This is a genomic window from Streptomyces sp. NPDC004266, from assembly GCF_042874095.1.
Taxonomy (GTDB): Bacteria; Actinomycetota; Actinomycetes; order Streptomycetales; family Streptomycetaceae; genus Streptomyces.
Window position 1 is genome coordinate 522,438 of sequence record NZ_JBIAMM010000001.1, and the last position, 23,123, is coordinate 545,560.

20 protein-coding genes are annotated in these 23,123 nt (G+C 73.1%); 9 read left to right on the forward strand and 11 right to left on the reverse strand.

Annotation, left to right across the window (positions count from 1 at the left end):
• Positions 1 to 75: 75 nt before the first annotated feature.
• Positions 76 to 1,308: an MFS transporter gene (locus ACFYUZ_RS02345; RefSeq protein WP_389305532.1), complete on the forward strand. Its 1,233-nt coding sequence runs from the start codon at positions 76 to 78 to the stop codon at positions 1,306 to 1,308.
• Here the strand turns inward: ACFYUZ_RS02345 and ACFYUZ_RS02350 are convergent.
• The 5 genes from ACFYUZ_RS02350 to ACFYUZ_RS02370 form a co-directional block, all read right to left on the reverse strand.
• Positions 1,274 to 3,034 (reverse strand): NAD+ synthase, encoded by a 1,761-nt coding sequence (locus ACFYUZ_RS02350; protein WP_389305534.1) that lies wholly within the window; start codon positions 3,032 to 3,034, stop codon positions 1,274 to 1,276. The genes ACFYUZ_RS02345 and ACFYUZ_RS02350 overlap by 35 nt on opposite strands.
• Before the next feature lie 247 nt (positions 3,035 to 3,281).
• A complete protein-coding gene (locus ACFYUZ_RS02355) occupies positions 3,282 to 3,701 on the reverse strand; it encodes a CBS domain-containing protein (RefSeq protein ID WP_389305536.1) in 420 nt (139 codons plus the stop codon).
• 124 nt (positions 3,702 to 3,825) lie between these two features.
• Complete coding sequence (locus ACFYUZ_RS02360; protein WP_389305538.1) at positions 3,826 to 4,455, reverse strand: DUF305 domain-containing protein; 630 nt, start codon at positions 4,453 to 4,455, stop codon at positions 3,826 to 3,828.
• Positions 4,452 to 5,129 carry a DUF3105 domain-containing protein gene (locus tag ACFYUZ_RS02365; RefSeq protein WP_389305540.1) on the reverse strand — a complete coding sequence of 226 codons (678 nt, stop codon included), beginning with the start codon at positions 5,127 to 5,129 and terminating at the stop codon, positions 4,452 to 4,454. The genes ACFYUZ_RS02360 and ACFYUZ_RS02365 overlap by 4 nt, the downstream gene beginning before the upstream one ends.
• Before the next feature lie 91 nt (positions 5,130 to 5,220).
• Positions 5,221 to 5,559 carry a hypothetical protein gene (locus ACFYUZ_RS02370; RefSeq protein WP_389305541.1) on the reverse strand — a complete coding sequence of 113 codons (339 nt, stop codon included), beginning with the start codon at positions 5,557 to 5,559 and terminating at the stop codon, positions 5,221 to 5,223.
• A gap of 293 nt (positions 5,560 to 5,852) precedes the next feature.
• Between ACFYUZ_RS02370 and ACFYUZ_RS02375 the strand changes: the two genes are divergently transcribed.
• The 3 genes from ACFYUZ_RS02375 (at position 5,853) to ACFYUZ_RS02385 (ending at position 8,941) form a co-directional block, all read left to right on the forward strand.
• Complete coding sequence (locus ACFYUZ_RS02375) at positions 5,853 to 7,214, forward strand: glutamine synthetase family protein (RefSeq protein ID WP_041128921.1); 1,362 nt, start codon at positions 5,853 to 5,855, stop codon at positions 7,212 to 7,214.
• 504 nt (positions 7,215 to 7,718) lie between these two features.
• Positions 7,719 to 8,240 carry a GNAT family N-acetyltransferase gene (locus ACFYUZ_RS02380; protein WP_389305543.1) on the forward strand — a complete coding sequence of 174 codons (522 nt, stop codon included), beginning with the start codon at positions 7,719 to 7,721 and terminating at the stop codon, positions 8,238 to 8,240.
• A gap of 11 nt (positions 8,241 to 8,251) precedes the next feature.
• The gene (locus tag ACFYUZ_RS02385) at positions 8,252 to 8,941 is read left to right on the forward strand and encodes a histone deacetylase (protein ID WP_389305545.1); all 690 of its coding nucleotides are present in this window, start codon (positions 8,252 to 8,254) and stop codon (positions 8,939 to 8,941) included.
• Here the strand turns inward: ACFYUZ_RS02385 and ACFYUZ_RS02390 are convergent.
• Positions 8,868 to 9,299 carry a VOC family protein gene (locus ACFYUZ_RS02390; protein ID WP_389305547.1) on the reverse strand — a complete coding sequence of 144 codons (432 nt, stop codon included), beginning with the start codon at positions 9,297 to 9,299 and terminating at the stop codon, positions 8,868 to 8,870. The two genes, ACFYUZ_RS02385 and ACFYUZ_RS02390, sit on opposite strands and share 74 nt — an antisense overlap.
• A gap of 47 nt (positions 9,300 to 9,346) precedes the next feature.
• Positions 9,347 to 11,464, reverse strand: a complete 2,118-nt coding sequence (locus ACFYUZ_RS02395) for a PIG-L family deacetylase (RefSeq protein ID WP_389305549.1) — start codon at positions 11,462 to 11,464, stop codon at positions 9,347 to 9,349.
• 231 nt (positions 11,465 to 11,695) lie between these two features.
• Between ACFYUZ_RS02395 and ACFYUZ_RS02400 the strand changes: the two genes are divergently transcribed.
• Positions 11,696 to 14,683 carry a bifunctional [glutamine synthetase] adenylyltransferase/[glutamine synthetase]-adenylyl-L-tyrosine phosphorylase gene (locus ACFYUZ_RS02400; RefSeq protein ID WP_389305551.1) on the forward strand — a complete coding sequence of 996 codons (2,988 nt, stop codon included), beginning with the start codon at positions 11,696 to 11,698 and terminating at the stop codon, positions 14,681 to 14,683.
• 15 nt (positions 14,684 to 14,698) lie between these two features.
• Here ACFYUZ_RS02400 and ACFYUZ_RS02405 read toward each other — a convergent pair whose 3' ends face one another.
• On the reverse strand, positions 14,699 to 15,142 hold the full coding sequence (locus ACFYUZ_RS02405) for a MarR family winged helix-turn-helix transcriptional regulator (protein ID WP_389305553.1): 444 nt from the start codon (positions 15,140 to 15,142) through the stop codon (positions 14,699 to 14,701).
• 73 nt (positions 15,143 to 15,215) lie between these two features.
• On the opposite strand from ACFYUZ_RS02405, the gene ACFYUZ_RS02410 reads away from it, so the two are divergent.
• Positions 15,216 to 15,626, forward strand: a complete 411-nt coding sequence (locus tag ACFYUZ_RS02410; RefSeq protein ID WP_389305555.1) for a VOC family protein — start codon at positions 15,216 to 15,218, stop codon at positions 15,624 to 15,626.
• A gap of 38 nt (positions 15,627 to 15,664) precedes the next feature.
• Here the strand turns inward: ACFYUZ_RS02410 and ACFYUZ_RS02415 are convergent, their stop codons facing one another.
• A complete protein-coding gene (locus ACFYUZ_RS02415) occupies positions 15,665 to 16,279 on the reverse strand; it encodes a TetR/AcrR family transcriptional regulator (protein ID WP_389305557.1) in 615 nt (204 codons plus the stop codon).
• A 112-nt stretch (positions 16,280 to 16,391) separates the two neighbouring features.
• Between ACFYUZ_RS02415 and ACFYUZ_RS02420 the strand changes: the two genes are divergently transcribed.
• Together ACFYUZ_RS02420 and ACFYUZ_RS02425 are read left to right on the forward strand one after the other, a co-directional pair.
• On the forward strand, positions 16,392 to 17,933 hold the full coding sequence (locus tag ACFYUZ_RS02420) for an APC family permease (RefSeq protein ID WP_389305559.1): 1,542 nt from the start codon (positions 16,392 to 16,394) through the stop codon (positions 17,931 to 17,933).
• Positions 17,843 to 19,411, forward strand: a complete 1,569-nt coding sequence (locus tag ACFYUZ_RS02425; RefSeq protein ID WP_389305561.1) for an amidohydrolase — start codon at positions 17,843 to 17,845, stop codon at positions 19,409 to 19,411. Before ACFYUZ_RS02420 ends, ACFYUZ_RS02425 begins: the two co-directional genes overlap by 91 nt.
• A gap of 60 nt (positions 19,412 to 19,471) precedes the next feature.
• On the opposite strand, the gene ACFYUZ_RS02430 is transcribed toward ACFYUZ_RS02425, so the two are convergent.
• Complete coding sequence (locus ACFYUZ_RS02430; RefSeq protein WP_389305563.1) at positions 19,472 to 20,383, reverse strand: phosphatase PAP2 family protein; 912 nt, start codon at positions 20,381 to 20,383, stop codon at positions 19,472 to 19,474.
• A gap of 74 nt (positions 20,384 to 20,457) precedes the next feature.
• Positions 20,458 to 21,492, reverse strand: coding sequence for a LacI family DNA-binding transcriptional regulator (locus ACFYUZ_RS02435; RefSeq protein WP_356905382.1), 1,035 nt, complete (start codon positions 21,490 to 21,492; stop codon positions 20,458 to 20,460).
• 336 nt (positions 21,493 to 21,828) lie between these two features.
• On the opposite strand from ACFYUZ_RS02435, the gene ACFYUZ_RS02440 reads away from it, so the two are divergent.
• Complete coding sequence (locus tag ACFYUZ_RS02440) at positions 21,829 to 23,106, forward strand: extracellular solute-binding protein (protein ID WP_389305566.1); 1,278 nt, start codon at positions 21,829 to 21,831, stop codon at positions 23,104 to 23,106.
• Positions 23,107 to 23,123 lie beyond the last annotated feature (17 nt).

A 23,123-nucleotide genomic window follows, 5' to 3' on the forward strand; every position in this document is an offset into this window, starting at 1 on the left:
TCCGGAAGCCACCGGGAAGAAAACGTCTGAGACGATTTGTTTCGTCGAAGAACTAATTCCCGGAAAGGCTCTCTCATGCCCCTGGCGCTGCTCGCGCTCGCCGTCTCCGCCTTCGGCATCGGCACCACCGAATTCGTGATGATGGGCCTGCTCCCGCAGGTCGCCGACGACCTCGGCACCTCCGTCCCCACCGCCGGCCACCTCGTCTCGGCGTACGCGATCGGCGTGGTCGTCGGCGCCCCGCTCCTCACGGCGCTCGGCTCGCGGGTCCCGCGCAAGCGGATGCTCCTGCTGCTCATGGCCCTCTTCACGGTCGGCAACCTCGCCTCCGCGCTCGCCCCCGGCTTCGGCTGGCTCGTCGCCGGCCGGGTCCTCGCCGGGCTCCCGCACGGCGCGTTCTTCGGCCTCGGCGCCGTCGTCGCCGCCCGGCTCGTGCGCGAGGACCGGCAGGCGCGGGCGGTCGCCACGATGTTCCTCGGCCTCACCGTCGCCAACATCCTCGGCGTGCCGGCCGCGACCCTGCTCGGCCAGCACCTCGGCTGGCGGGCCACCTTCCTCGTGGTCTCCGCGATCGGCCTGCTCGCCATGGCCGCGCTCGCCCGCCTCGTCCCGCACGTCCCCGTGGACGGGCGGCAGGGCCTCGCCGGCGAGGTGCGCGCCCTCCGCCGCCCGCAGGTGCTGCTCGGCCTGCTCACGGCCGTCTTCGGCTTCGCGGGCGTCTTCGCCGTCTACTCGTACCTCGCCTCGATGACGACCGAGGTGATGGGCTTCGGCGACTCCACCGTCACGATCGTCCTCGCCCTCTTCGGCCTGGGCATGACCGGCGGGGCGCTCGCCGCCGGACCGCTGACCGACCGGGCGCTGCGCCCCACGCTGTACGGCTCGCTCGCGGCCCTCGTCCTCGCCCTGGTCGCCTTCCGCTTCACCGTCCACGTGCCCTGGCTCGCCCTGGTCACGGTGGTGGTGCTCGGCGCGGTCGGCTTCATGACGACCACCCCGCTCCAGATGCTGGTCATGAACAAGGCGAAGGACGCCCCGACGCTCGCCTCCGCCTCCAACCACTCCGCCTTCAACCTCGCCAACGCGGGCGGCGCCTGGGCCGGCGGAGCCGCCGTCGCCGCCGGCTGGGGCTGGACCTCCCCGGCCCTCGTCGGCGCGGCCCTCACCGCCGCCGGCCTCCTGATCGCGGCCGTGGCGGGCCTCCTCGACCGGTCCGGCACGGGAAAGGGGGCCTCCCGCGTCGTCGCGGGAAGCCCCCTGGGGGACGAGCGGGTCACGGAAGCGGCGTCTCCCGCCAGCGGTTCGTGATCGGCAGTCGCCGGTCCTTGCCGAAGCCCTTCGCCGAGATCTTGGTGCCCGGCGGGTACTGGCGCCGCTTGTACTCCGCCCTGTCCACCATCCGCAGCGTCCGCGTCACCAGCTCCTCGTCGAACCCGGCCGCCACGATGGCGTCCCGGCCCCGGTCCTGGTCCACGTACAGCGAGAGGACCGCGTCCAGGACGTCGTAGTCCGGCAGCGAGTCCGTGTCGACCTGGCCCGGGCGCAGCTCGGCGCTGGGCGGCTTGGTGATCGAGCTCTCCGGGATCGGCGGGGTCTGGCCCCGGTCCTCGGCCGCCCGGTTCCGCCAGCGGGCGAGGCGGAAGACGGTCGACTTGTACACGTCCTTGATGGGACCGAACGCGCCGACGGAGTCGCCGTAGAGCGTCGAGTAACCCACCGCCAGCTCCGACTTGTTGCCGGGCGCGAGGACGATGTGGCCCTCCTGGTTGGAGAGCGCCATCAGCATCGTGCCGCGCAGCCGCGACTGGAGGTTCTCCTCGGCGAGGCCGGTGAGCCCCAGCGCGCCCATGTACGCGTCGAACATCGGCTCGATCGACACGGTGCGGAAGTGCAGCCCGGTCCGGCGGGCCAGCTCGGCCGCGTCTCCGCGCGAGTGGTCGGAGGAGTACTTCGAGGGCATCGACACCCCGTACACGTTGTCCGCGCCGAGCGCGTCGCAGGCGATCGCCGCGACGAGCGCCGAGTCGATGCCGCCGGAGAGCCCGACGAGCACCGAGCGGAAACCGTTCTTCGCGACATACGCCCGCAGACCGATCACCAGCGCCGAGTAGATCTCCTCGTCGTCCTCCAGCCGGTGCGCGTAGCCGCCCAGCAGCTCCGGCTCGTACGCCGGCAGCGGCTCCTCCGACAGCACCACCCGGTCGATCCGCAGCCCGTCGTCGACCAGGCCCTCGGGCGCGTCCGCCTCCGCCGCCGGCAGCTCCAGATCGAGGATCACGCTGCCCTCCACGAACTGCGGGGCGCGCGCGATCACTTCGCCCGCCGCGTCCACGACGATCGAGTCCCCGTCGAAGACCAGCTCGTCCTGACCGCCCATCATGGCCAGGTACGCGGTGACGCACCCCGCCTCCTGGGCCCGCTTGCGGACCAGTTCGAGCCGGGTGTCGTCCTTGTCCCGCTCGTACGGCGAGGCGTTGACCGAGAGCAGCAGCCCCGCCCGGGCGCTGCGCGTCGCCGGCACCCGGCCCCCCTCCTGCCAGAGGTCCTCGCAGATCGCCAGCGCCACGTCGACGCCGTGGACGCGGACCACCGGCAGGGTGTCGCCCTGCACGAAGTAGCGGTACTCGTCGAAGACGCCGTAGTTCGGCAGGTGGTGCTTGGCGAAGCGCAGCACCACCTCGCCGCCGTACAGCACGGCCGCGGCGTTCTCCGGCGAACCGGCCGGCCGGCCGAGCCGCGGCTCGGCCCGCTCGGAGCGGTCGAGGTAGCCGACGACGACCGGCAGCTCCCCGAACCCCTCGTCCGCGAGGCGCCGGGCGAGACCGCGCAGGGCCGTCCGGGACGCCTCGACGAAGGAGGAACGCAGGGCGAGGTCCTCGACGGGGTATCCGGTCAGCGCCATCTCCGGGAACGCGACGAGATGCGCGCCCTGCCCGGCGGCGTGCCGGGTCCAGTGCACGATCGCCTCGGCGTTCCCGGCGATGTCTCCGACGGTCGAGTCGATCTGATTCAGGGCGAGGCGTAGTTGAGGCACCCGCCCAGTGTAATCGTCAGACCGACGCTATGTCCTGAGGACGGGACACGGAACCGCGCCCGGTCCCGCGCCGGCCCACCGGGCCGGTCGGGCGGCGGTCGTCATGGCCCCTGGCCGGCGTGGCCCGACCGGTGCGGCGACCAGCCGGTCCGGAGCCGCCCGCCCCCCACCGGCGCCCCGGCGCCCGAGCGCCACCGCCCGGACGCGAGGGTCCGGGCGGTGGCCCGAAAGGGGGCGGGGGAGCGGGTCAGGAACCGGCGTAGACGCTCGAGACGAACGCCTTGATCTGCTCGTCCGACAGGTGCTGGGCCAGATCGGCCTCGCTGATCATGCCGACGAGCCGCTTGTCCTCGATGACCGGAAGCCGCCGGATCTGGTGGCTCTGCATCTCCTCCAGGACGACGCCCACGTCCGCGTCCGACTCGACCCAGCGCGGGGTGCCCTTCGCCATGTCGCCGCAGGTGATCCTCGACGGGTCGTGGCCCTCGGCCACGCAGCCGACCACGATGTCGCGGTCCGTGATGATGCCGCAGAGCCGTTCGTTCTCGTCGGCGATGGGCAGCGAGCCCACGTTGTGGTCGCGCATCATCTGCGCGGCACGGTCGAGCGTCTCGTGTGCCGGGATCCACTGGGCCCCGGAGTGCATGATGTCCTTCGCCGTGGTCATGGGGTGCGTACCTTTCGTCGAACGTCGTCGTACGAAGTCCCCGAGCCCCATCCATTGTGGGCGGACGGCACGGCCCCCGCGACCGCAGCGGGTCACGGGGGCCGCGTGCCGGATCCGGCGGGGGTCAGGCCCCGCGCTTCTTCAGCATGTCCGCCATCAGCGCCATCTCGGACGTCTGCGCGTCGACCATGCCCTGCGCGAGGTTCCGCTCGATCTCCACGCCGCACTTCTGCACACAGCCCTCGGCCATGTGGACCCCGCCCCTGTGGTGCGCGGTCATGAGCCTCAGGTACAGGACCTCCGCCTCGCGGCCACTGGCCCTGCGCAGCTCGTCCAGCTGCGCGTCGGTCGCCATGCCCGGCATCAGGGCCCCGTCCAGCGAGTCCGCGTCGGCCGGGACGCCCATGCCCATCCAGGTCATCGGCTCGACCCCGGACTCGTTCTTGGGCAGCCCCCACAGGTCGAGCCAGCCGAGCATCATGCCCCGCTGGTTGGCCTGCGTGTTGGCGATGTCGTAGGCCAGCCGCCGGACCTCCTCGTCCCTCGTCCGGTCCCGGACGATGAACGACATCTCGACGGCCTGCTGGTGATGGACCGACATGTCCCGGGCGAAGCCGGCGTCCGCCGAGGAGGACACCGGGGTGCTCGGCGCCTCGTCACGGTCGGCGGAGGCGACGGTGACCGCGCCCCCGGCGAACAGCAGCGCGAGGACGACGGCGGCGACCGCCGCCCCCTGCGTACGGTCGAGCCTCACTGGCCCATCCCCGTACCGCCCTGGCCGTCCGCGCCGATCCCGCCCGTGCAGGCCGCGCCCGGCTCCGGGGTCTGCGGCCCCTGCACGTACTTCGTGAAGAAGGCGTCGACGCGCGGGTCGTCCGCGCCGTCCACGGTCACCTGCTTGCCCCAGGCGGACAGCATGATCGCCCCGGCCTGGTCGTCCACGGGGCTCATCAGCGAGTACTTGGTCTTGCCGACCTTGTCGGCCAGCTTCTTCACGTCGGCCTGGGAGGCCGACTTGTTGTACGTCACCCAGACGGCCCCGTGCTCCAGCGAGTGCACGGCGTTCACGTCGGCGATCTTCTTCGTGTAGACCACGCCGTCGCAGTTCATCCAGACCGGGTTGTGGTCACCGCCGACCGGCGGCTTCATGTCGTACTTGACGGCCGTCTCGACGTGGTTGCGGCCGAGCTTCTTCGGGTCCCAGGACTTCTCGGCCGCGATGGGGGCCTTCGCGGCGGCCTCCTTGGCGTCCTGCTCGTCGGACTTCTTCATCAGCACGAAGGTGCCGAAGCCGACGAGGCCCAGCACGACGACGGCGGAGACGCCGACGGTGATCAGGCGGTTGCGGCGCTCACGGGCCTGCTCGGCGCGGCGCATCTCCTCTATTCGGGCGCGGCGGTCGGCGGTGGCGGAGCGATTGGCGGCCATGGTGATGTCGTCCTTCTTCAGGGGTGGGGTGGAGTTCGGGGGTGGACGTGCGGGGACGGGGCCCGCCGCGGAGGCGGGGCGCCCGTCGCCGCTACGTCCGGAGAACTTGAAGGACGTGCAGGTCCGGCGCGCGCGGCCGGGCGTCCGAGCGGCGCGACGGCCCGTCACCGGAGGGCGGCGCGAGACGCGGCGCCCCGCCGTCCGCGTGCGGCGGGGTGTCGAGCGGGGGCGCGCTGAGCACCGCGGGGGAGAGCGAGGGGAAGAGGGAGCAGCCGCCGCGGTCGTACGGGCAGACGTACTCGCCGGTGACGGCGACGGCCGTCACCGCCCGCGGACCCGCCCCGTGGGGGACGCCGTGCCCCTCCGGCACCGTCCCCTGACAGAGGAAGAGCGCGGCGAGGAGCGTCGCCACGGCACTCGCCAGTGCCATGGGACGCGCGTGTCGGGACGGGCGTACGAGCCGTGTGGCCCCCATGGGCGCAGATCGTAGTGGGCGAAGGGCCTCTGTGGGCCGAACGGGGTACCACTCGGTACCGGCGGGCGGGTGCCGCACGGGCGGCGAAGCGTCCCGATCCGGCCGCTCCCCCGTTACCCGAGTCACATCCGAGCAGGCAGTATGGGTGTGCAACGTGCGCGAAACCATGTGGTGGGATGCTCAGGTGCCCCCCGATGCACCGGAGGCGGTGGGAGCAGGCGGCCTGACCAGCGAGGATGGGTGTGGAAATGGACAAGCAGCAGGAATTCGTGCTCCGTACGCTCGAGGAGCGCGACATCCGCTTCGTACGTCTGTGGTTCACCGACGTGCTCGGCTTCCTCAAGTCGGTGGCCGTGGCCCCCGCCGAACTGGAGCAGGCCTTCGACGAGGGCATCGGCTTCGACGGCTCCGCGATCGAGGGCTTCGCCCGCGTCTACGAGTCGGACATGATCGCCAAGCCGGACCCGGGCACCTTCCAGATCCTGCCGTGGCGCGCCGAGGCCCCGGGCACCGCCCGGATGTTCTGCGACATCCTCATGCCGGACGGCTCCCCCTCCTTCGCCGACCCGCGCTACGTCCTCAAGCGGGCCCTGGCCAAGACCTCCGACCTCGGCTTCACCTTCTACACCCACCCCGAGATCGAGTTCTTCCTCCTGAAGGACAAGCCGCTCGACGGCACCCGGCCCACCCCGGCCGACAACTCGGGCTACTTCGACCACACCCCGCAGAACGTCGGCATGGACTTCCGCCGCCAGGCCATCACCATGCTCGAATCGATGGGCATCTCGGTGGAGTTCTCCCACCACGAGGGCGCGCCCGGCCAGCAGGAGATCGACCTCCGCTACGCCGACGCCCTGTCCACCGCGGACAACATCATGACCTTCCGTCTGGTCATGAAGCAGGTGGCCCTGGAGCAGGGCGTGCAGGCCACGTTCATGCCGAAGCCGTTCTCGGACTACCCCGGCTCGGGCATGCACACCCACCTGTCGCTCTTCGAGGGCGACCGGAACGCCTTCTACGAGTCGGGTGCCGAGTACCAGCTGTCCAAGGTCGGCCGCTCCTTCATCGCGGGCCTCCTCCGCCACGCGGGCGAGACCTCCGCCGTCACCAACCAGTGGGTCAACTCCTACAAGCGCATCTGGGGCGGCTCCTCCCGCACCGCCGGCTCGGGCGGCGAGGCGCCCTCGTACATCTGCTGGGGCCACAACAACCGCTCCGCGCTCATCCGCGTCCCCATGTACAAGCCGGGCAAGACGGGCTCCTCCCGCGTCGAGGTCCGCTCCATCGACTCGGGCGCCAACCCGTACCTGACCTACGCGGTCCTCCTGGCCGCGGGCCTCAAGGGCATCGAGGAGGGCTACGAACTCCCGGCCGGCGCCGACGACGACGTCTGGGCCCTCTCCGACGCGGAGCGCCGCGCGATGGGCATCGAGCCGCTCCCGCAGAACCTGGGAGAGGCGATCGCCCTGATGGAGAAGAGCGAACTGGTCGCCGAGACGCTGGGCGAGCACGTCTTCGACTTCTTCCTGCGCAACAAGAAGCAGGAGTGGGAGGAGTACCGCTCCGAGGTCACCGCCTTCGAGCTCCGGAAGAACCTGCCGGTGCTGTGACGGGGAGCGTCCCCCGGCGGACCGTGGGCACGGAGCTCGTGCCCACGGCCGCCAACCGGCTGGCCAACACGGCGCTCGGTCTCGTGCCGGGTGCCGGCTTCCTCGTGTACGGGGCGGGGGCCGGGGCCGGCTGGGAGCGGGCGGCGGCGGTGGCCGCCGCCCTGGCGTGCGGGATCCTCGCCGTGCGGGGGTTCCGCGCGGGCGTCCGGTGCGAGGCCGAGCGGCTCGTGGTCCGGGGCTTCGTGTGGACGCGGGTGATACCGCGGGCGGCCGTCACCGGGGTCACCGGCTTCCCGGCCGTCCGCTGGACCGCGCCCGGAGGGAGACGCCGGTGGACGCCGGTCACGGCGCTCGTGGAAGCGTCGGAGGAGAAGGAGGGGACGCGGTCGCGCAAGCGGGCCGGCGTGGCGCGGCTGCGGCGCTGGGCGGCCCGCGGATGCCGTCCGCCGGAGGTCCGGCCGGAAACCCGTTGCCCGGGGCCCGGCGGGCGGTCAGACTGCCGCGGTGAAGATCGAATCCGTCGCCACCGCGCGGCTCGTCTTGCATCCGTTGAGCGAGGACGAGGCCGAGCGCATCGTCGCCCGGCGGTCCGGGGACGGGGACCGCTGGGGGGAGGAGTACCCCGGGGACGGGGACGTCCGGGCCGCCACCGGCTTCCTGCGCGGACTCGCCGGGCGGGGGGACCCGGGGGTGTTCCGGCCCTACGAGATACGGCTCGACGGCGTCGCCGTCGGCGGCATCGGGTTCCACGGACCGCCGGACGAGATCGGCGTCGCGACCGTCGGGTACGGCCTGGTGCCCGGGGCCCGGGGGAACGGATACGCCTCCGAGGCGCTCCGGGCGCTCCTCGAGGTCGCCCGGGTGGCCGGCGTCGCCGGGGTGAAGGGCGACGCCGACCTGGACAACCCGGCCTCGCACCGGGTGATGGAGGCCGCCGGCATGCGCTGCGTCGCCGAGGACGACACGCTCCGCCACTTCTACCTGGCCTTCCAGGGCCTGCGCGGATCCGGAGGACGGGCGCGCTAGCGTCTGGTCCCATGCCGGAGTCCGAGAACCGTGTCTGGTACGCCGCCTACGGGGCCAACATGCACGTCGAGCGGCTGCGGTACTACCTCGACGGCGGGCGTCCGCCCGGGGCCACGCGGACGTTCCCCGGGTGCCGGGACCGGCGCCCGCCCGAGCGGTCCGTGCCGGTCGTGCTGCCCGGCCGGGTGTACTTCGCGACCGACTCGCCCGTGTGGGGCGGCGGCCGCGCCTTCTACGACCCGGCGGCGGGCGGCACCGCGTGGGCCGTCGCCCATCTGCTGACGGCCGGACAGTTCTCCGACATCGCCGCCCAGGAGATGTACCGCGAGCCCGGCGTCGACCTCGACCTGGCCGAGGTCCGCGCCGCCGGGCGCCGCGCGCTCGGACCCGGCCGGTACGAGACCCTCGTGTGCCCCGGCCTCCTCGACGGCGTCCCGGTGCTCACCTTCACCGCGCCCTGGCCCATGCCCGGCGACGGCGGCCTGCGGACGCCCTCCGCCGCCTACCTGCGGCACCTGGCGGCCGGGCTCGGCCGGGCCGGGGCCTGGGCGCACGCCGAGGTCGCCGCCTACCTCGCGGCCTGCCCCGGCGCCGCCGGGCACTGGACGGCCGGGGCCGTCGCCGGCCTCAACGTTCCGACAGCTCCGACGGGGCCTCCTGTACGACCCAGCCGTTGCCGTCCGGGTCCGCGAAGGTCATGAACGAGTTCCAGGCGCCGCCCTTGCCGTCCTCCCAGCCCGAGGCGCCGACGTGCCGCACCGGCGAGACGTCGACGCCCCGGCCGAGGAGCTCCGCCCGGGCCGCCTCGATGTCCGTGACGCAGAGCTGGAGGCCGTGCAGGCCGCCGGGGCTCATCGCCTTCGTCCCCGGCATCGGCGGCATGCCGCTCAGCATCGCGATCGAGCAGCGCGAGCCCGGAGGCGTCGCCTGGATGATGCGCACGCCGGGCGCCACCTCGTCGTCCAGGTCGATCGTGAAGCCGCACCCCTCGCCGTAGAACTCCTTGGCGCGGTCCAGGTCGGTGACGGGGACGGGGATGACTTCCAGGGTCCAGTTCATGGCGACCACGGTCCCGTACGGGCCGGCCCCACGCACCCGGAACGCGGTCAGCGCGCCGCCGGGGTCCAGTGCAGGCGGCCGTCCAGGCCGATCGCCGCCACCCCGTCCGTCCCCGCGTCCGGCGCGCCGGAGAACAGGAACTTCTCCAGCGTCCACACCGGCCGCGCCCCGGCCCGGCCGTGCGGCGCCGTCGCCAGGAAGCCGGTGCGGGAGCGGACCGCGAGCAGGCCGTCGCCGCCGCTCACCGGGCCGAAGCCCGCGACGCCGGTGCCGGGCAGCTCCGTGACCGGGGAGACCGGCCCCGTACCGGAGAAGTCGGCGCTCCGCAGGTCGCCGGAGGCCGGCTTGCGGAACCAGAGGCGTACGCCGTCGCCGTCCGGCGCCGCGCTCGCGCTCAGCGCGAGGGTCGTCGGCGGCAGCCCGGTCGGCGCGGGCCCCGTCAGCGACCCGCCGGGGCTCTGCTCGGCCCAGGCGAGGACGGTGCTCGGGGTGCTGGCGAAGACGTGGCCCCGGCCCTCGGCGTCCGTCGCCGCCACCGGGTCGCCGTACACCTCCGCGCCGCCCAGGGACCGCCACGGGCCCCAGCCGCCGTCGGGCCGCTGCTCACGGGCCGTCAGCCGGTGGCGGCTGTCGCGCAGGACCAGGGTGGCCCGGCCGTCGGGGGCCACGGTCACGGCGGGCGCGCTGATGTCCGAGGTGCCCTCGGCGTCGCTCCGCTCGGGCGTGCCGAGCGGGAGCCAGGCGCCGAAGCCGGCGCCCGGCGCGGTCTGGACGGTGGTGACCACCTCGCGCCGGTAGGCGGTCGCGTCGCCGCCGAGCGTGGTGCGGGTGCCGAAGACGGCTATGCGGCCGTCGGGCAGGGTCACGGAGGTGATCCCGCTGTCGAGGCCGGTGCCGGGCAGCAGTTCCGGGCCCTGCCAGGCCACGGCGTCCGCCGGCTTCCGCCAGGCGGCGAGGCGCCCGTCGAGGACGGAGAAGGCGTGCAGTCCGCCGTCCGGGCCGCGCTGGACCCAGGAGGTGGAGGTGCCCCGGGCGTACCGGACGGTCTGGGTCCAGCCCCGCCCGCCGGGCCGCGCGGCCACCTTCAGGTCGCCGCAGCCGGCATCGGGGCCGCAGTCGTGGACCCCGTCCAGCCAGGCGTACGTCTTCAGGGTCCGCAGCTTCGCGTCGGCGGTCTCGGGGTCGAGGGTGTGCGGCAGGACGCTGGTCGGGTAGCCGAGGTAGTTCTGCACCCCGACGTGGGGGTGGCCGGGCAGTTCCGCGTACCGGGCGAGCGCGGCCTGCACGAACCGCGCCCCGTACAGGTGGTCCTGGTGGTCCCGGAACTTCCCGCTCTCCGGGTACGTGCCGGGGCTCGGGTCCTGCATCCGGACGAAGGTCGGCCGGAACCGCTCCAGGAGCCCGGTCACCGTGGCCACGACCTGCTCCTTCGTGTAGGCGAAGTCGGCGGTGACGGGGGTGCCGGCGGAGCGCTGCGAGCCGAGGGCGGTGATGCGGCCGTCCCAGAGGCCGTGGAGGCTGTGCGGCCGGTCGCCGTTGGTGGCTCCGGCCTCGCGTATCTGCAGCCACACCAGCTTGATCCGCGGCCGGGCGCGCAGGGTGTCCAGTTCGGCCCACCCGCCGCCGGCCGTGGGTATCGCGGTCCGGTCCCAGGGGCTGGTCCGGCTGCCCGTCGCCATCTCGGCGTAGGCGGCGCGTATGCCGTTCTGCCGGGCCTCGGCGTAGCCGGCCTTGTCGGGCGCGGCGGCCTTGGCGTCGTGGGGCCGGGCGTTGACGCCGTCGGACTCGCCGGCGGTGAGGTAGACGGCGGCGAGGGGGCTGCCGGAGTGGAGGGACTGGGAGACGTCCGGGTTCATGAAGAACAGGTCGTCGTCCGGGTGGGCCACGACCTGCATCACGGAGACGGGGGAACCGCCGCCCCGGAGGGGAGGCTTCACGGGCCCCGGCTTGTCGCTCTTCTCCGGCTCCCCCGGCTTCCCGGTCCTCCCCTGCGCCGGCAGGACCTCCGCGGGCCCGTGCGACGGATCCTCCGCCGCCTGCGGTGCCCCCGTCACGGTGAGGATCCCGGCGAAGGCACCGCCCACCAGGGCGGCCGTCACCGCCGTCGCGGCGGTCCTGCGGCGGGACGGGAGGGGGACGGAGCGGCGGAGGCGGCGGACGGGCATGTCTCGGTGGCGTGCTTTCCCATGAGGTCGGACGGACGGGGCGGTCCCGCGGAAGGCAAGACGAACTTTCAAGGAATACGGTTCATCGGGACCGAAAAGCCACCAATGTGCGAGACATCACGTGTGATCCACTGCGATCCGCGGCCCCGCACGCCCGAGCCCCGCGCTGCGGATAGGCTCGGTTCCCCGGGTTCGTCCCTGGGCTTGGACCTGCTCGGAGGGAGCGGCGGAATGACGGTGCCGGGACGCAGGAGCAGTACGTTCTCCCGTCTGCTGCGGCACGGGTTCACCGATCCCTCGGGGGCCGAACGCCTCCTCGACGTGCCCGAACTGTCCGCGCTGCGCGACGACCCCGTCCTCCTCGACGCCCTCGGCGCCACCGCCGACCCCGACCTCGCCCTGCGCGGTCTGGTCCGCCTCGTGGAGGCGCAGGCGGAGACGGAGCGGCAGACCCTCACCACCACGCTGCTCTCCGCGAAGCCGTTCCGGGACCGGCTCCTCGGGGTGCTCGGCGCCTCCGAGGCGCTCGCCGACCACCTGGCCCGGCACCCCCGCGACTGGGAGTCCCTCGTCACGTACGAGGCGGCCGACCTGCACCCGGGGGTCGCCGAGTTCGAGCGGGGGCTCGCCGAGGCCACCGACCCGGTGTCGCTGCGGGTCGCCTACCGCCGCTGCCTCCTCGCCATAGCGGCCCGTGACGTGTGCGGCACCACCGACGTGGCCCAGGCCGCCGCCGAGCTGGCGGACCTGGCGACGGCGACCCTGCGCGCCGCGCTCGCCATCGCCCGTACGGACGCGCCCGCCGACGCCGCCATGTGCCGGCTCGCGGTGATCGCGATGGGCAAGTGCGGCGGCCACGAGCTGAACTACGTCTCCGACGTGGACGTGATCTTCGTGGGGGAGCCCGTCGAGGGCGCCGACGAGGGCAAGGCGATCCAGGCGGCGACCCGGCTCGCCTCCCACCTGATGCGGATCTGCTCGGAGACCACCGTCGAGGGCACCATCTGGCCGGTCGACGCCAATCTGCGCCCCGAGGGCCGCAACGGCCCCCTCGTGCGCACCCTCTCCTCCCACCTCGCCTACTACCAGCGGTGGGCGAAGACCTGGGAGTTCCAGGCGCTGCTCAAGGCGCGCGCGGTGGCCGGCGACCCCGAGCTGGGCGCCCAGTACATCGACGCGGTCTCCCCGCTGGTCTGGCAGGCGGCCGAGCGCGAGAACTTCGTCCCCGACGTGCAGCAGATGCGCCGCCGCGTCGTCGCCGGCATCCCCGTCGCCCAGGTCGAACGCGAGCTCAAGCTCGGTCCCGGCGGCCTCAGGGACGTCGAGTTCGCCGTCCAGCTCCTCCAGCTGGTGCACGGCCGCAGCGACGCCACCCTGCACAGCGGCACCACCCTCGACGCGCTCGCCGCGCTGGCCGCCGGCGGCTACGTGGGCCGCGCCGACGCCTCCCAGCTCGACGAGGCGTACCGGTTCCTGCGGGCCATGGAGCACCGCATCCAGCTGTACCGGCTGCGCCGCACCCACCTCGTCCCCGAGGACGAGGCCGACCTGCGCCGCCTCGGCCGCTCCCTGGGGCTGCGCACCGATCCGGTCGCCGCGCTCAACAAGGAGTGGAAGCGGCACGCCGCCGTCGTGCGGCGGCTGCACGAGAAGCTCTTCTACCGGCCGCTGCTCGACGCGTTCGCGCAGCTCGCCCCCGGTGAGATCCGGCTCAGCCCGAAGGCGGCCGGGCAGCGGCTCGAAGCGCTCGGGTACGCGGACCCCGCCGCCGCCCTGCGCCATCTGGAGGCGCTGGCCTCCGGAGTGAGCCGGAAGGCCGCGATCCAGCGGACGCTGCTGCCGGTGCTGCTCGGCTGGTTCGCCGACTCCGCCGACCCGGACGCCGGACTCCTCGGCTTCCGCAAGGTCTCCGACGCCCTCGGCAAGACCCCCTGGTACCTGCGGCTGCTCCGCGACGAGGGCGCCGCCGCCGAGAACCTCGCCCGGGTCCTGTCCGCCGGGCGCCTCGCCCCCGACCTGCTGCTCCGCGCCCCCGAGGCCGTCGCGATCCTCGGCGACCCGGGGGGCCTGAAGCCGCGCGACCGGGGCCACCTGGAGCAGGAGGTCCTGGCGGCGGTGGGCCGCGCCGACGACGCCGAGCACGCGGTCGCGGTGGCCCGCGGGGTGCGCCGCAGGGAGCTGTTCCGTACCGCCGCGGCCGATCTCATCGGCTCGTACGGCACCGAGGACAGCCCCCGTGAGCCCGATCCGGGCGCGCTCGTGGACCGGGTGGGGGAGGCCGTCACCGACCTCAACGCGGTGACGATCGCGGGCGCCCTGCGGGCCGCCGTGCGCGCCGAGTGGGGCGAGGAGCTGCCGACCCGGTTCGCGGTGATCGGCATGGGCCGCTTCGGCGGTCACGAGCTCGGCTACGGCTCCGACGCCGACGTGCTGTTCGTGCACGAGCCGCGCGAGGGCGTCGACGAGCAGGAGGCGGCCCGGGCCGCGAACCGGGTGGTCACGGAGATGCGGCGGCTGCTCCAACTGCCCACGGCCGACCCGCCGTTGCTGATCGACGCGGATCTGCGCCCGGAGGGCAAGAACGGCCCCCTGGTGCGCAGCCTGAAGTCGTACGAGGCCTACTACCGCCGCTGGTCGCTCGTCTGGGAGAGCCAGGCGCTGCTGCGCGCCGCGCCGATGGCGGGGGACCAGGAGCTGGCGGACCGCTTCATCGAACTGGTCGACCCGCTGCGGTATCCGGCGGAAGGCCTGGGCGAGGAAGCGGTCCGCGAGATCCGCCGCCTCAAGGCCCGGATGGAGTCCGAGCGGCTGCCGCGCGGCGCCGATCCGACGCTCCACGCCAAGCTCGGGCGCGGCGGCCTCAGCGACGTCGAGTGGACGGTCCAGCTGCTCCAGATGCGGCACGGCTGGGCCGAACCGGGCCTGCGGACGACCCGTACCCGTGAGGCCCTGGCCGCCGCCCACGCGGCGGGTCTGATCCCGACGGAGGAGGCGCAGACCCTCGACGAGGCCTGGGTCCTCGCCACCCGCGTGCGCAACGCGGTGATGCTGGTCCGCGGCCGCCCCGGCGACACCTTCCCCTCGGAGTCGCGCGAACTCGCAGCGGTGGGGCGGTACATGGGGTACGAGGCGGGGCACGTCGGCGAGATGGTCGACGACTACCGCCGGATCACCCGACGGGCCCGCGCGGTGGTGGAAGAGCTTTTCTACGGGGGCTAGGGCCTGTCCTCCCGCTCAGCCGATCCCTTCGTGCACCCGGAGCAACAGGCCCTGGAGCAGGGTCCGTTCCTCCGGGGTCAGCGGTGCGAGCAGTTCGTCCTGGACGGAGCGGGCCTCGGCGTCGAGCTCCGCGAGGAGTTCCCGGCCGGCCGGGGCGAGGGTGACGGAGACCCGTCTGCGGTCCTCGGGGTCGCGCGCCCGCTCGACGTACCCGCCGGTGGTCAGCTGGTCCACGACCTTGGCGATGTCGCTGGGGTCGACGCCGAGCCGGACGACGAGGTCGCGCTGGGCGTGCGGGCCGAAGTCGGAGAGGGCGGCGAGGACCGCCATGTCCCAGAGGCGCAGGCCGCGTTGGGCCAGCCGGTCGGCCAGTATGCCCCGGGCGCTCTTGCCGATCCTGGAGAGCAGGTAGGTGCTGAGGCCGAGCAGGGCGGGCGGGGTGGATCGCGCGGAGTGCATGACGGAAGTCTAGGGTGCGTACCTATAGTGGGTCGGCACCCACTGTTTCGCGCGACGATCCGAGGAGCCCGCCGTGCACGCCCCGTACCCCCGTCTGCTCGTCACCCGCTTCGCCGACTGCTTCCGCTTCTACGCGGCCGTCCTGCCGCCGCTGACCGGCGCGGACCTCGACAAGGGCGGGCCGGACGGGCCGTACGCCAACTGGGAGGTGGACGGCCGGGGCGTCCTGGTGCTGTTCGACCGCGCCGCGATGGCCTCCGTCCTCGGCACCGGGGACCTGCCGGCCCTTCCGGAGCCGGCCCAGGACACCGCGATGCTCGTGCTGCGGGTGGACGACGTCGACGAGGCCCTCGCCCTCTGCCTGCGGGCCGGCGGCGACCCCGCGCTCGGCGCGGCCGACCGCCCGGAGTGGGGCCCCGGGCTGCGCACCGCCCACCTCCGCGACCCCGAGGGGCGGCTCGTCGAGCTCCAGTCCTACAGCTGATCCGTCCCACGGGTGATCCGCCCCGCGGCTGATCCGCCCTACGGCTGATCCGTGTCGAGCAGCGTCCGGACGTGGGTCAGGTAGCCGGCCAGGGCCAGTTCGAAGGCCCGGTCGGCGCGGCCCTCGGAGAACGCGCCGAGGGCGCGGGCCAGCTGGGGGGTGGCCGTCTCGTCGGCCAGCTCCCACATCGTCTCGGGCGCCGCCATGTCGAGGGCCGAGCCGAGCACCAGGTTCTCCAGGCCGATGATCACCGGCATCACGTCCGCCGGCGGGAAGCCCGCCTCCAGGAGGTGGGTGACGGCCTTCTCGTACTGCTGGAGCACCTTGGGCGCGCGCACCGGTGAGGCGGTGAGCAGCGGGATCGTGCGCGGGTGGGCGGCGAAGGCGGCGCGGTACGAGCGGGCCCAGGCGGCCATGGCCGCGTCCCAGGGCGTCAGCTCGAAGGCGGCGTCGTCGATGGCGTCGCAGACCCGCTCGCGCAGCAGCTCCACGATGCCGTCCCGGCCGTCCACATGGTGGTACACCGAGGCCGTCTGCGCCCCGAGTCGGCGGGCGATCTGCGGGACGCTGAACTCTCCCTGCTCGTCGACGAGTTCGAGCGCAGTGGTGGTGATGCGCTCCCGGTCGAGGAGGGGTGTGCGCGGCCGGCCCATGAAGGTCTTCCCCCAGTCCAGGTCTTCCCGAATCGTTGGGCACGAGGCTACATTGCGCCAACCGAAAGGCTTTAGGTTTACTGCTCCTGCCGCAGAAGGGCCTCCCCACCCCATGTCGTCCAGCACGCCCGACGAGCCGCCCGGGCTCCGCACCGGCACGCTCACCACCGCCGACATCTCCTTCTTCGTCGTGTCCGCCGCCGCCCCGCTCACCGTCATGGCCGGCGTCGCCCCCATCGCCCTCGTCCTCGGCGGCATCGGCGCCCCCGCCGGATACCTCCTCGCCGGCCTCACCCTCGCCGTCTTCGCCGTCGGCTTCACCACGATGAGCCGCCACGTCCGCAGCGCCGGCGCCTTCTACGCGTACATCGCCCAGGGCCTCGGCAAACCCCTCGGCATCGCCGCCGCCCTCGTCGCCATGGTGGGCTACAACGGCATGGAGATCGGCGTCTACGGACTCCTCGGCTCCGCCACCGCCGACACCGCCCACGCCCTGTGGGGCGTCGACCTGCCCTGGCTGCCCATCGCCCTCGCCGGCCTGCTGCTCATCTGGTACGGCGGCTACCGCTCCATCGACTTCGGCGCCAAGGTCCTCGGCGTCCTCCTGGTCGCCGAGACCGGCATCCTCGTGCTCCTCGCGGCGGGTGTCCTGATCAAGGGAGGCGCCCACGGGATCTCGCTCGGTTCCTTCGCCCCCGGCAACGTCCTCGTCCCCGGCACCGCCGCCGTGCTCGCCTTCGCCTTCTCCGCCTTCACCGGCTTCGAGTCGACCGTCATCTACCGCCGCGAGGCCCGCGACCCGGCCCGCACCATCCCCCGCGCCACCTACATCGCGGTCGGCTTCCTCGGGCTCTTCTACGCCTTCGTCGTCTGGACCGTCATCCAGGCCTTCGGCGACGACAAGGTCGTCGAGGCCGCCGCGGGCGACACCGGCGGACTCTTCTTCGCCGCCATCACCAGCTACGTCGGCGGCTGGGCCGCGGACCTGATGCACGTCTTCATCGTGACCAGCATCATCGCCTCGCTCCTCGCCTTCCACAACGCGATCAACCGCTACGCCCTCGCGCTCGCCGAGGAGGGCGTCCTGCCCGCCGCGCTCGGCCGCGTCCACCCGCGCCACCGCTCCCCGCACCTCGCCGGCGCCGCCCAGACCGTGCTCGGCGCCGCCATCGTGCTCGGCTTCGCCGCGGCCGGCGCCGACCCGTACACCCAGCTGCTGCTCTGGGTGAACACCCCCGGCATGCTCGGCCTCATGGCGCTGATGCTGCTCGCCGCCCTCGCCGTCGTCCGCTACTTCCGGCGCGTCCCGCACCGGGAGGGCGCCCTGCGCACCCTCGTCGCCCCGGCCACCGCCGCCGTGCTGCTGGCCGTCGCCCTCTGGCTCGTCGCCTCCAAGGTCGCCCTGTTCACCGGCGCCTCCCCCACCGTCAACACCGTCCTCGTCGCCGTCGTCCCCGCCGTCCTCGTCCTCGGGCTCCTCCTCGCGCACCGGCTCCGCCGCACCCGCCCCGAGGTCTACGCCCGCTTCGCCGCCGAACCCGACACCGAAGGAGCAGACCCCTCGTGTCCGCACCCGACCTCGTCCTCGTCAACGCCCGAGTCCGCGACCCCGAGCTCACCGGCGCCACCGCCGTCGCCGTCAACGGCGGGCTGATCACCGCCCTCGGCACCGACGCCGAGGCCCGCGCCTGGGCCGGACCCGGCACCGAGACGGTCGACCTCGCCGGCGCCACCCTCACCCCCGGCCTCACCGACGCCCACAGCCACCCCGTCTGGGGCCTGGAGATGTTCACCGGCACCGACCTCTCGGCCGTCACCGACCTCGAAGGGCTGCGCGCCGCCCTCCGCCGCGCCGAACGCCGCGACGGCTGGGTCCTCGGCTTCGGCCTCGACCACAACGTCTTCGGCGGCCGCCCCGTCCACCACGACCTCGTCGAGGACGCCCTCGACGGCGCCCCCGCCCACCTGCGCCTCTACGACGGACACTCCGTCCTCGTCAGCGCGGCCGCCCTCAAGGCCGCGGGCATCGAAGGCCCCCGCGCCTTCGCCCAGCACTCCGAGATCGTCTGCGACGCCGACGGCCGCCCCACCGGACACCTCGTCGAGCACGCCGCCATGGACCTGATGACCCCGGTCCTGCCCGCCCAGCCGTACGCCGAACGCCGCGACCGGCTCGTCGAGCTGCTCGGCGCCATGGCCGCCACCGGCCTCACCACCGCCCACGTCATGGACCTCGGCGGACACGACGTCCCCGGACTCCTCGCCGGCATCGAGGAGGACGGCGACCTGCCGGTCCGCCTCCGCCTCGCCCCCTGGTGCATGCCCGGCGCCACCGCCGAGGAGCTCGACGCGTTCGTACGGCTCCAGGAGCGGGCCGGCCGCCTGTGGGCGATCGGCGGCGTGAAGTTCTTCATGGACGGCACCGTCGAGGGCGGCACCGCCTGGCTGGAGCACGCCGACTGCCACGGCCAGGGCACCGACGCCTTCTGGCCCGACCCCGCCGCCTACTCCGCCGCCGTGCGCCACCTCCACCGGGCCGGTGTCGGCACCGCCACCCACGCCATCGGCGACGCCGCCGTCCGGCACGTCCTCGACACCGTCGAAGGCCTCGGCACGGGCGGCCCCCGCCACCGGATCGAGCACATCGAGACCGTCCCCGACGACCAGCTCGGGCGCTTCGCCGCACTCGGCGTCGTCGCCTCGATGCAGCCCCCGCACACCGCGTACACCCGCGCCGACCACACCGACGAGTGGTCCAGGCGGCTCGGCGAGGAGCGGGCCGCCCGTGCCTGGCGCTGCCGCGACCTGAGGGACGCCGGGGCGCACCTCGCGCTCGGCTCCGACTGGCCCATCGCCCACTACGACGCCCGCCAGGTCCTCGCCACCGCCCGCGCCCCGCGCGGCGCGGCCTCGGCCCACCGCGGCCTGACCGGCCTGATGGCCCTGGAGGGGATGACCACGCACGCGGCGCTCGCGGCGGGGGAGGAGACGGTCGCGGGCCGGATCGCCCCGGGACACCGGGCCGATCTCACCGCCTTCGGCCTGGACCCGGTGGAGGCCCCGGCGGACGAGACCGCCGAGGCCCCGGTCCGGCTGACGGTCGCCGGCGGCAGGATCACGTACAGGGGCTGACGGGGAGGGCGCCCCGCACGGGAGCCGGCCGGCCCGGCACGGAGACCGGCCGGAGCCGGGTCACTTGCCGGAGACGACCGGCTCCACGTCGTCCTTCTCGCGGTCCGTCCCCGCCACCGGGGGCGGACCGCTCCGCCGCGGGGTCGACGCCGCCGGCTCCACCAGCTTCGGCAGGCGGTGGGGGCGGGAGCCGTACCAGAAGTAGGAGACGGCGAAGCCGAAGGACAGGCAGAGCACGCCGCCGACCGCGTCCATCCAGAAGTGGTTGGCGGTGGCGACGATGACGACGAGGGTCGCCGTCGGGTAGAGCAGGCCGAGGATCTTCGCCCAGGGCGCCCGGGCGAGCAGGAAGACGGTCAGCCCGCACCAGAGCGACCAGCCGATGTGCATCGACGGCATCGCCGCGTACTGGTTCGACACGTGCTTGAGGTTGCCCGAGGCCATCGAGCCCCAGGTGTGGTGGACGAGCACCGTGTCGACGAAGTTCTGGCCGTTCATGAGCCGGGGCGGCGCGAGCGGATACAGGTAGTAGCCGACCAGGGCCACACCGGTGGTCGCGAACAGGACCGTGCGGAACGCCGCGTAACGGCCCGGATGCCATCGGTACAGCCACACCAGCACACCGATGGTCACGACGAAGTGCAGCGTGGCGTAGTAGTAGTTCATCGAGACGATCAGCCATGTCACCGAGTTCACGGCGTGGTTGACGGCGTGCTCGAAGGCGAGACCCAGGGACTGCTCGGTCTTCCAGATCCAGTCGGCGTTCCTGAGCGCCTCGGTCTTCTGCTCCGGCACCGCGTTGCGGATGAGCGAGTACGTCCAGTAGCTCACCGCGATGAGCAGGATCTCGAACCAGATGGTGGGGCGGCGGGGCGAGCGCGCGCGCAGCCGCGCGAACCTTCCCTCGTCGGCCACGATGGGTGACGACGGGGTCGTCCGGCTGTCCAAGCTCTTCACGGTCGTTTCACCCATAGCGAGAGAGTCTGCCAGATCCCGCCCCCCGACCGATCATCCCTCGGTCGGGTTCCCGGTGCACCCGCTCCACCTCAGGAAGGAGTGCGCGCGGGCGACGGAGCCGACGCGGTCGAACCGCGAACCACCAGCTCAGGCATGAAGACGAACTCGGAGTGCGGAGCCGGGGTGCCCCCCACCTCCTCCAGGAGCGCGCGGACCGCGGCCTGTCCCATCGCCTGCACCGGCTGCCGGATCGTGGTGAGCGGCGGATCGGTGAACGCTATGAGCGGAGAGTCGTCGAAACCGACGACCGAGACGTCCCGGGGCACGTCCAGGCCCTGCTGCCGGGCCGCCCGGATCGCGCCGAGGGCCATCATGTCGCTCGCGCAGACGACCGCCGTGCAGCCGCGGGAGATCAGCGCCCCGGCCGCGGCCTGGCCGCCCTCCAGGGTGTAGAGGGAGTGCTGGATCAGCTCCTCGGACTCCTCGGGGGAGAGGCCGAACCGCTCCGCCATGCCCTGCTGGAATCCCTCTATCTTGCGCAGCACCGGCACGAACCGCTTCGGGCCGACGGCGAGACCGATCCGCGTGTGCCCGAGGGCGGCCAGGTGCGTCACGGCCAGCCGCATCGCCGCCCGGTCGTCGGGGGAGACGAAGGGCGCCTGGACCTTCGGGGAGAAGCCGTTGAGGAGGACGTACGGGACGCCCTTGCCGCGCAGCTGGTCGTAGCGCGTCATGTCGGCGGTGGTGTCGGCGTGCAGACCGGAGACGAAGATGATGCCGGCGACGCCGCGCTCCACCAGCATGTCGGTGAGCTCGTCCTCGGTGGACCCGCCCGGGGTCTGGGTGGCGAGGACCGGGGTGTACCCCTGGCGGGTCAGGGCCTGGCCGATGACCTGGGCGAGGGCGGGGAAGATCGGGTTGTCCAGCTCGGGGGTGATGAGGCCGACGAGTCCCGCGCTGCGCTGGCGCAGACGCACGGGCCGCTCGTAGCCGAGCACGTCGAGCGCGGCAAGGACGGATTCGCGGGTGGCGGCGGCCACCCCCGCCTTGCCGTTGAGCACGCGGCTGACTGTGGCCTCACTGACCCCCGCCTGGGCTGCGATGTCGGAGAGCCGCGCGGTCATGAGGATGGACTGTACCGGTCACGGGGCGTATTGCCCACCGCTACCACCGGGTCGCCTCCGAGGCCCTCACGCTGCAAGGCCTTGCAGTCCTTGCCGTCGCCTTGCGGGGGCATTCGGGCGGGAAAGAGGGCCGATCGTCCCTGTCAAGCGATCCTTCGGCAACCTTCGGGACACGCGGATGTAACGATCGGCGGACCTTGCAGAAAGTTCCCGCAAGGTCTTTCGGCGCGTTTTCATCCCTGTTACGTTCCTGGCAACCCGGAGCGCCGCGAGGGAGCGGTCGCATGAGGAAGGTTCCAGCCCCTCGTCACCCCCGGGATCATCGAAGGAGTTCACATGCGGCGTGGCATAGCGGCTACCGCGCTGGTCGCGGCCCTGGGCGTGACCCTGGCGGCGTGCGGCGGCAGCGACAGCGGTTCCAACGGCGGCTCGAAGGGCTCGGGCGAGCTCTCCGGCACCGTGACCTGGTGGGACACCTCCACGGTCGGCTCCGAGGACAAGGTCTTCAAGAAGGTCGCCGAGGACTTCACCAAGGCGCACCCCAAGGTCACCGTCAAGTACGTGAACGTGCCCTTCGGCGAGGCGCAGAACAAGTTCAAGAACGCCGCGCAGTCCGGCTCCGGCGCGCCCGACGTCATCCGCTCCGAGGTCGCCTGGACCCCCGAGTTCGCCGACCTCGGCTACCTCGCCCCGCTGGACGGCACCCCCGCCCTCAAGAACCAGGACGACTTCCTCAAGCAGGCCGCGGCCTCCACCAAGTACAACGGCAAGACCTACGCCGTCCCGCAGGTCATCGACTCCATGGGCATCTTCTACAACAAGAAGATCTTCAAGGAGGCCGGCGTCCAGGTCCCCAAGACCATCGAGGAGCTCAAGGCCGTCTCCGCCAAGATCAAGCAGAAGACCGGCAAGACCGGCCTGTACCTGCGCGGCGACGACGCCTACTGGTTCCTCTCCTTCCTGTACGGCGAGGGCGGCGACCTGGTCGACGCCGAGAACAAGAAGATCACCGTCGACAACCCGGCCGGCGTGAAGGCCTTCAAGGTCGTCAAGGACCTGGTGGACTCCGGCGCGGCCAAGACGGACGCGACCGACGGCTGGAACAACATGCAGACCGCCTTCAAGGAAGGCAAGGTCGCCATGATGATCAACGGCCCCTGGGCCGTCTCCGACACCTACGCCGGCAAGGAGTTCGCCGACAAGGCCAACCTGGGCATCGCCCCGGTCCCGGCCGGCTCGGGCGGCCAGGGCGCCCCGCAGGGCGGCCACAACCTCGCCGTCTACGCGGGCTCCAAGAACCTCGACGCCTCCTACGCCTTCGCCGAGTACATGACCTCGGCCGAGACCCAGGCGAAGATCTCGAAGGAGCTCAGCCTCCTCCCCACCCGCGAGTCGGTCTACATCAAGCCGGACGTCGCGACCAACGAGATGATCGCCTTCTTCAAGCCGGTCGTCGACAAGGCCGTCGAGCGCCCCTGGATCCCGGAGACCGGCAGCCTCTTCGCGCCGCTCGTCACCGAGTACACCAAGGTCCTGACCGGCCAGACCACCCCGGAGACCGGAGCCAAGACGGTGGGCGACGGCTACCGCAAGCTCCTGAAGGACTGGAAGTAACAGGAAGGCAGGCCGGC

Excerpts from the sequence above, each read along its gene's own strand:
- ACFYUZ_RS02440 (WP_389305566.1), top strand. The coding sequence starts at position 21,829 with ATGCGGCGTGGCATAGCGGCTACCGCGCTGGTCGCGGCCCTGGGCGTG.
- ACFYUZ_RS02375 (WP_041128921.1), top strand. The coding sequence starts at position 5,853 with ATGGACAAGCAGCAGGAATTCGTGCTCCGTACGCTCGAGGAGCGCGAC.
- ACFYUZ_RS02415 (WP_389305557.1), bottom strand. The coding sequence starts at position 16,279 with ATGGGCCGGCCGCGCACACCCCTCCTCGACCGGGAGCGCATCACCACC.
- ACFYUZ_RS02370 (WP_389305541.1), bottom strand. The coding sequence starts at position 5,559 with ATGGCACTGGCGAGTGCCGTGGCGACGCTCCTCGCCGCGCTCTTCCTC.
- ACFYUZ_RS02365 (WP_389305540.1), bottom strand. The coding sequence starts at position 5,129 with ATGGCCGCCAATCGCTCCGCCACCGCCGACCGCCGCGCCCGAATAGAG.
- ACFYUZ_RS02430 (WP_389305563.1), bottom strand. The coding sequence starts at position 20,383 with ATGGGTGAAACGACCGTGAAGAGCTTGGACAGCCGGACGACCCCGTCG.
- ACFYUZ_RS02435 (WP_356905382.1), bottom strand. The coding sequence starts at position 21,492 with ATGACCGCGCGGCTCTCCGACATCGCAGCCCAGGCGGGGGTCAGTGAG.
- ACFYUZ_RS02355 (WP_389305536.1), bottom strand. The coding sequence starts at position 3,701 with ATGACCACGGCGAAGGACATCATGCACTCCGGGGCCCAGTGGATCCCG.
- ACFYUZ_RS02395 (WP_389305549.1), bottom strand. The coding sequence starts at position 11,464 with ATGCCCGTCCGCCGCCTCCGCCGCTCCGTCCCCCTCCCGTCCCGCCGC.
- ACFYUZ_RS02400 (WP_389305551.1), top strand. The coding sequence starts at position 11,696 with ATGACGGTGCCGGGACGCAGGAGCAGTACGTTCTCCCGTCTGCTGCGG.
- ACFYUZ_RS02385 (WP_389305545.1), top strand. The coding sequence starts at position 8,252 with ATGCCGGAGTCCGAGAACCGTGTCTGGTACGCCGCCTACGGGGCCAAC.
- ACFYUZ_RS02420 (WP_389305559.1), top strand. The coding sequence starts at position 16,392 with ATGTCGTCCAGCACGCCCGACGAGCCGCCCGGGCTCCGCACCGGCACG.
- ACFYUZ_RS02345 (WP_389305532.1), top strand. The coding sequence starts at position 76 with ATGCCCCTGGCGCTGCTCGCGCTCGCCGTCTCCGCCTTCGGCATCGGC.
- ACFYUZ_RS02390 (WP_389305547.1), bottom strand. The coding sequence starts at position 9,299 with ATGAACTGGACCCTGGAAGTCATCCCCGTCCCCGTCACCGACCTGGAC.
- ACFYUZ_RS02405 (WP_389305553.1), bottom strand. The coding sequence starts at position 15,142 with ATGCACTCCGCGCGATCCACCCCGCCCGCCCTGCTCGGCCTCAGCACC.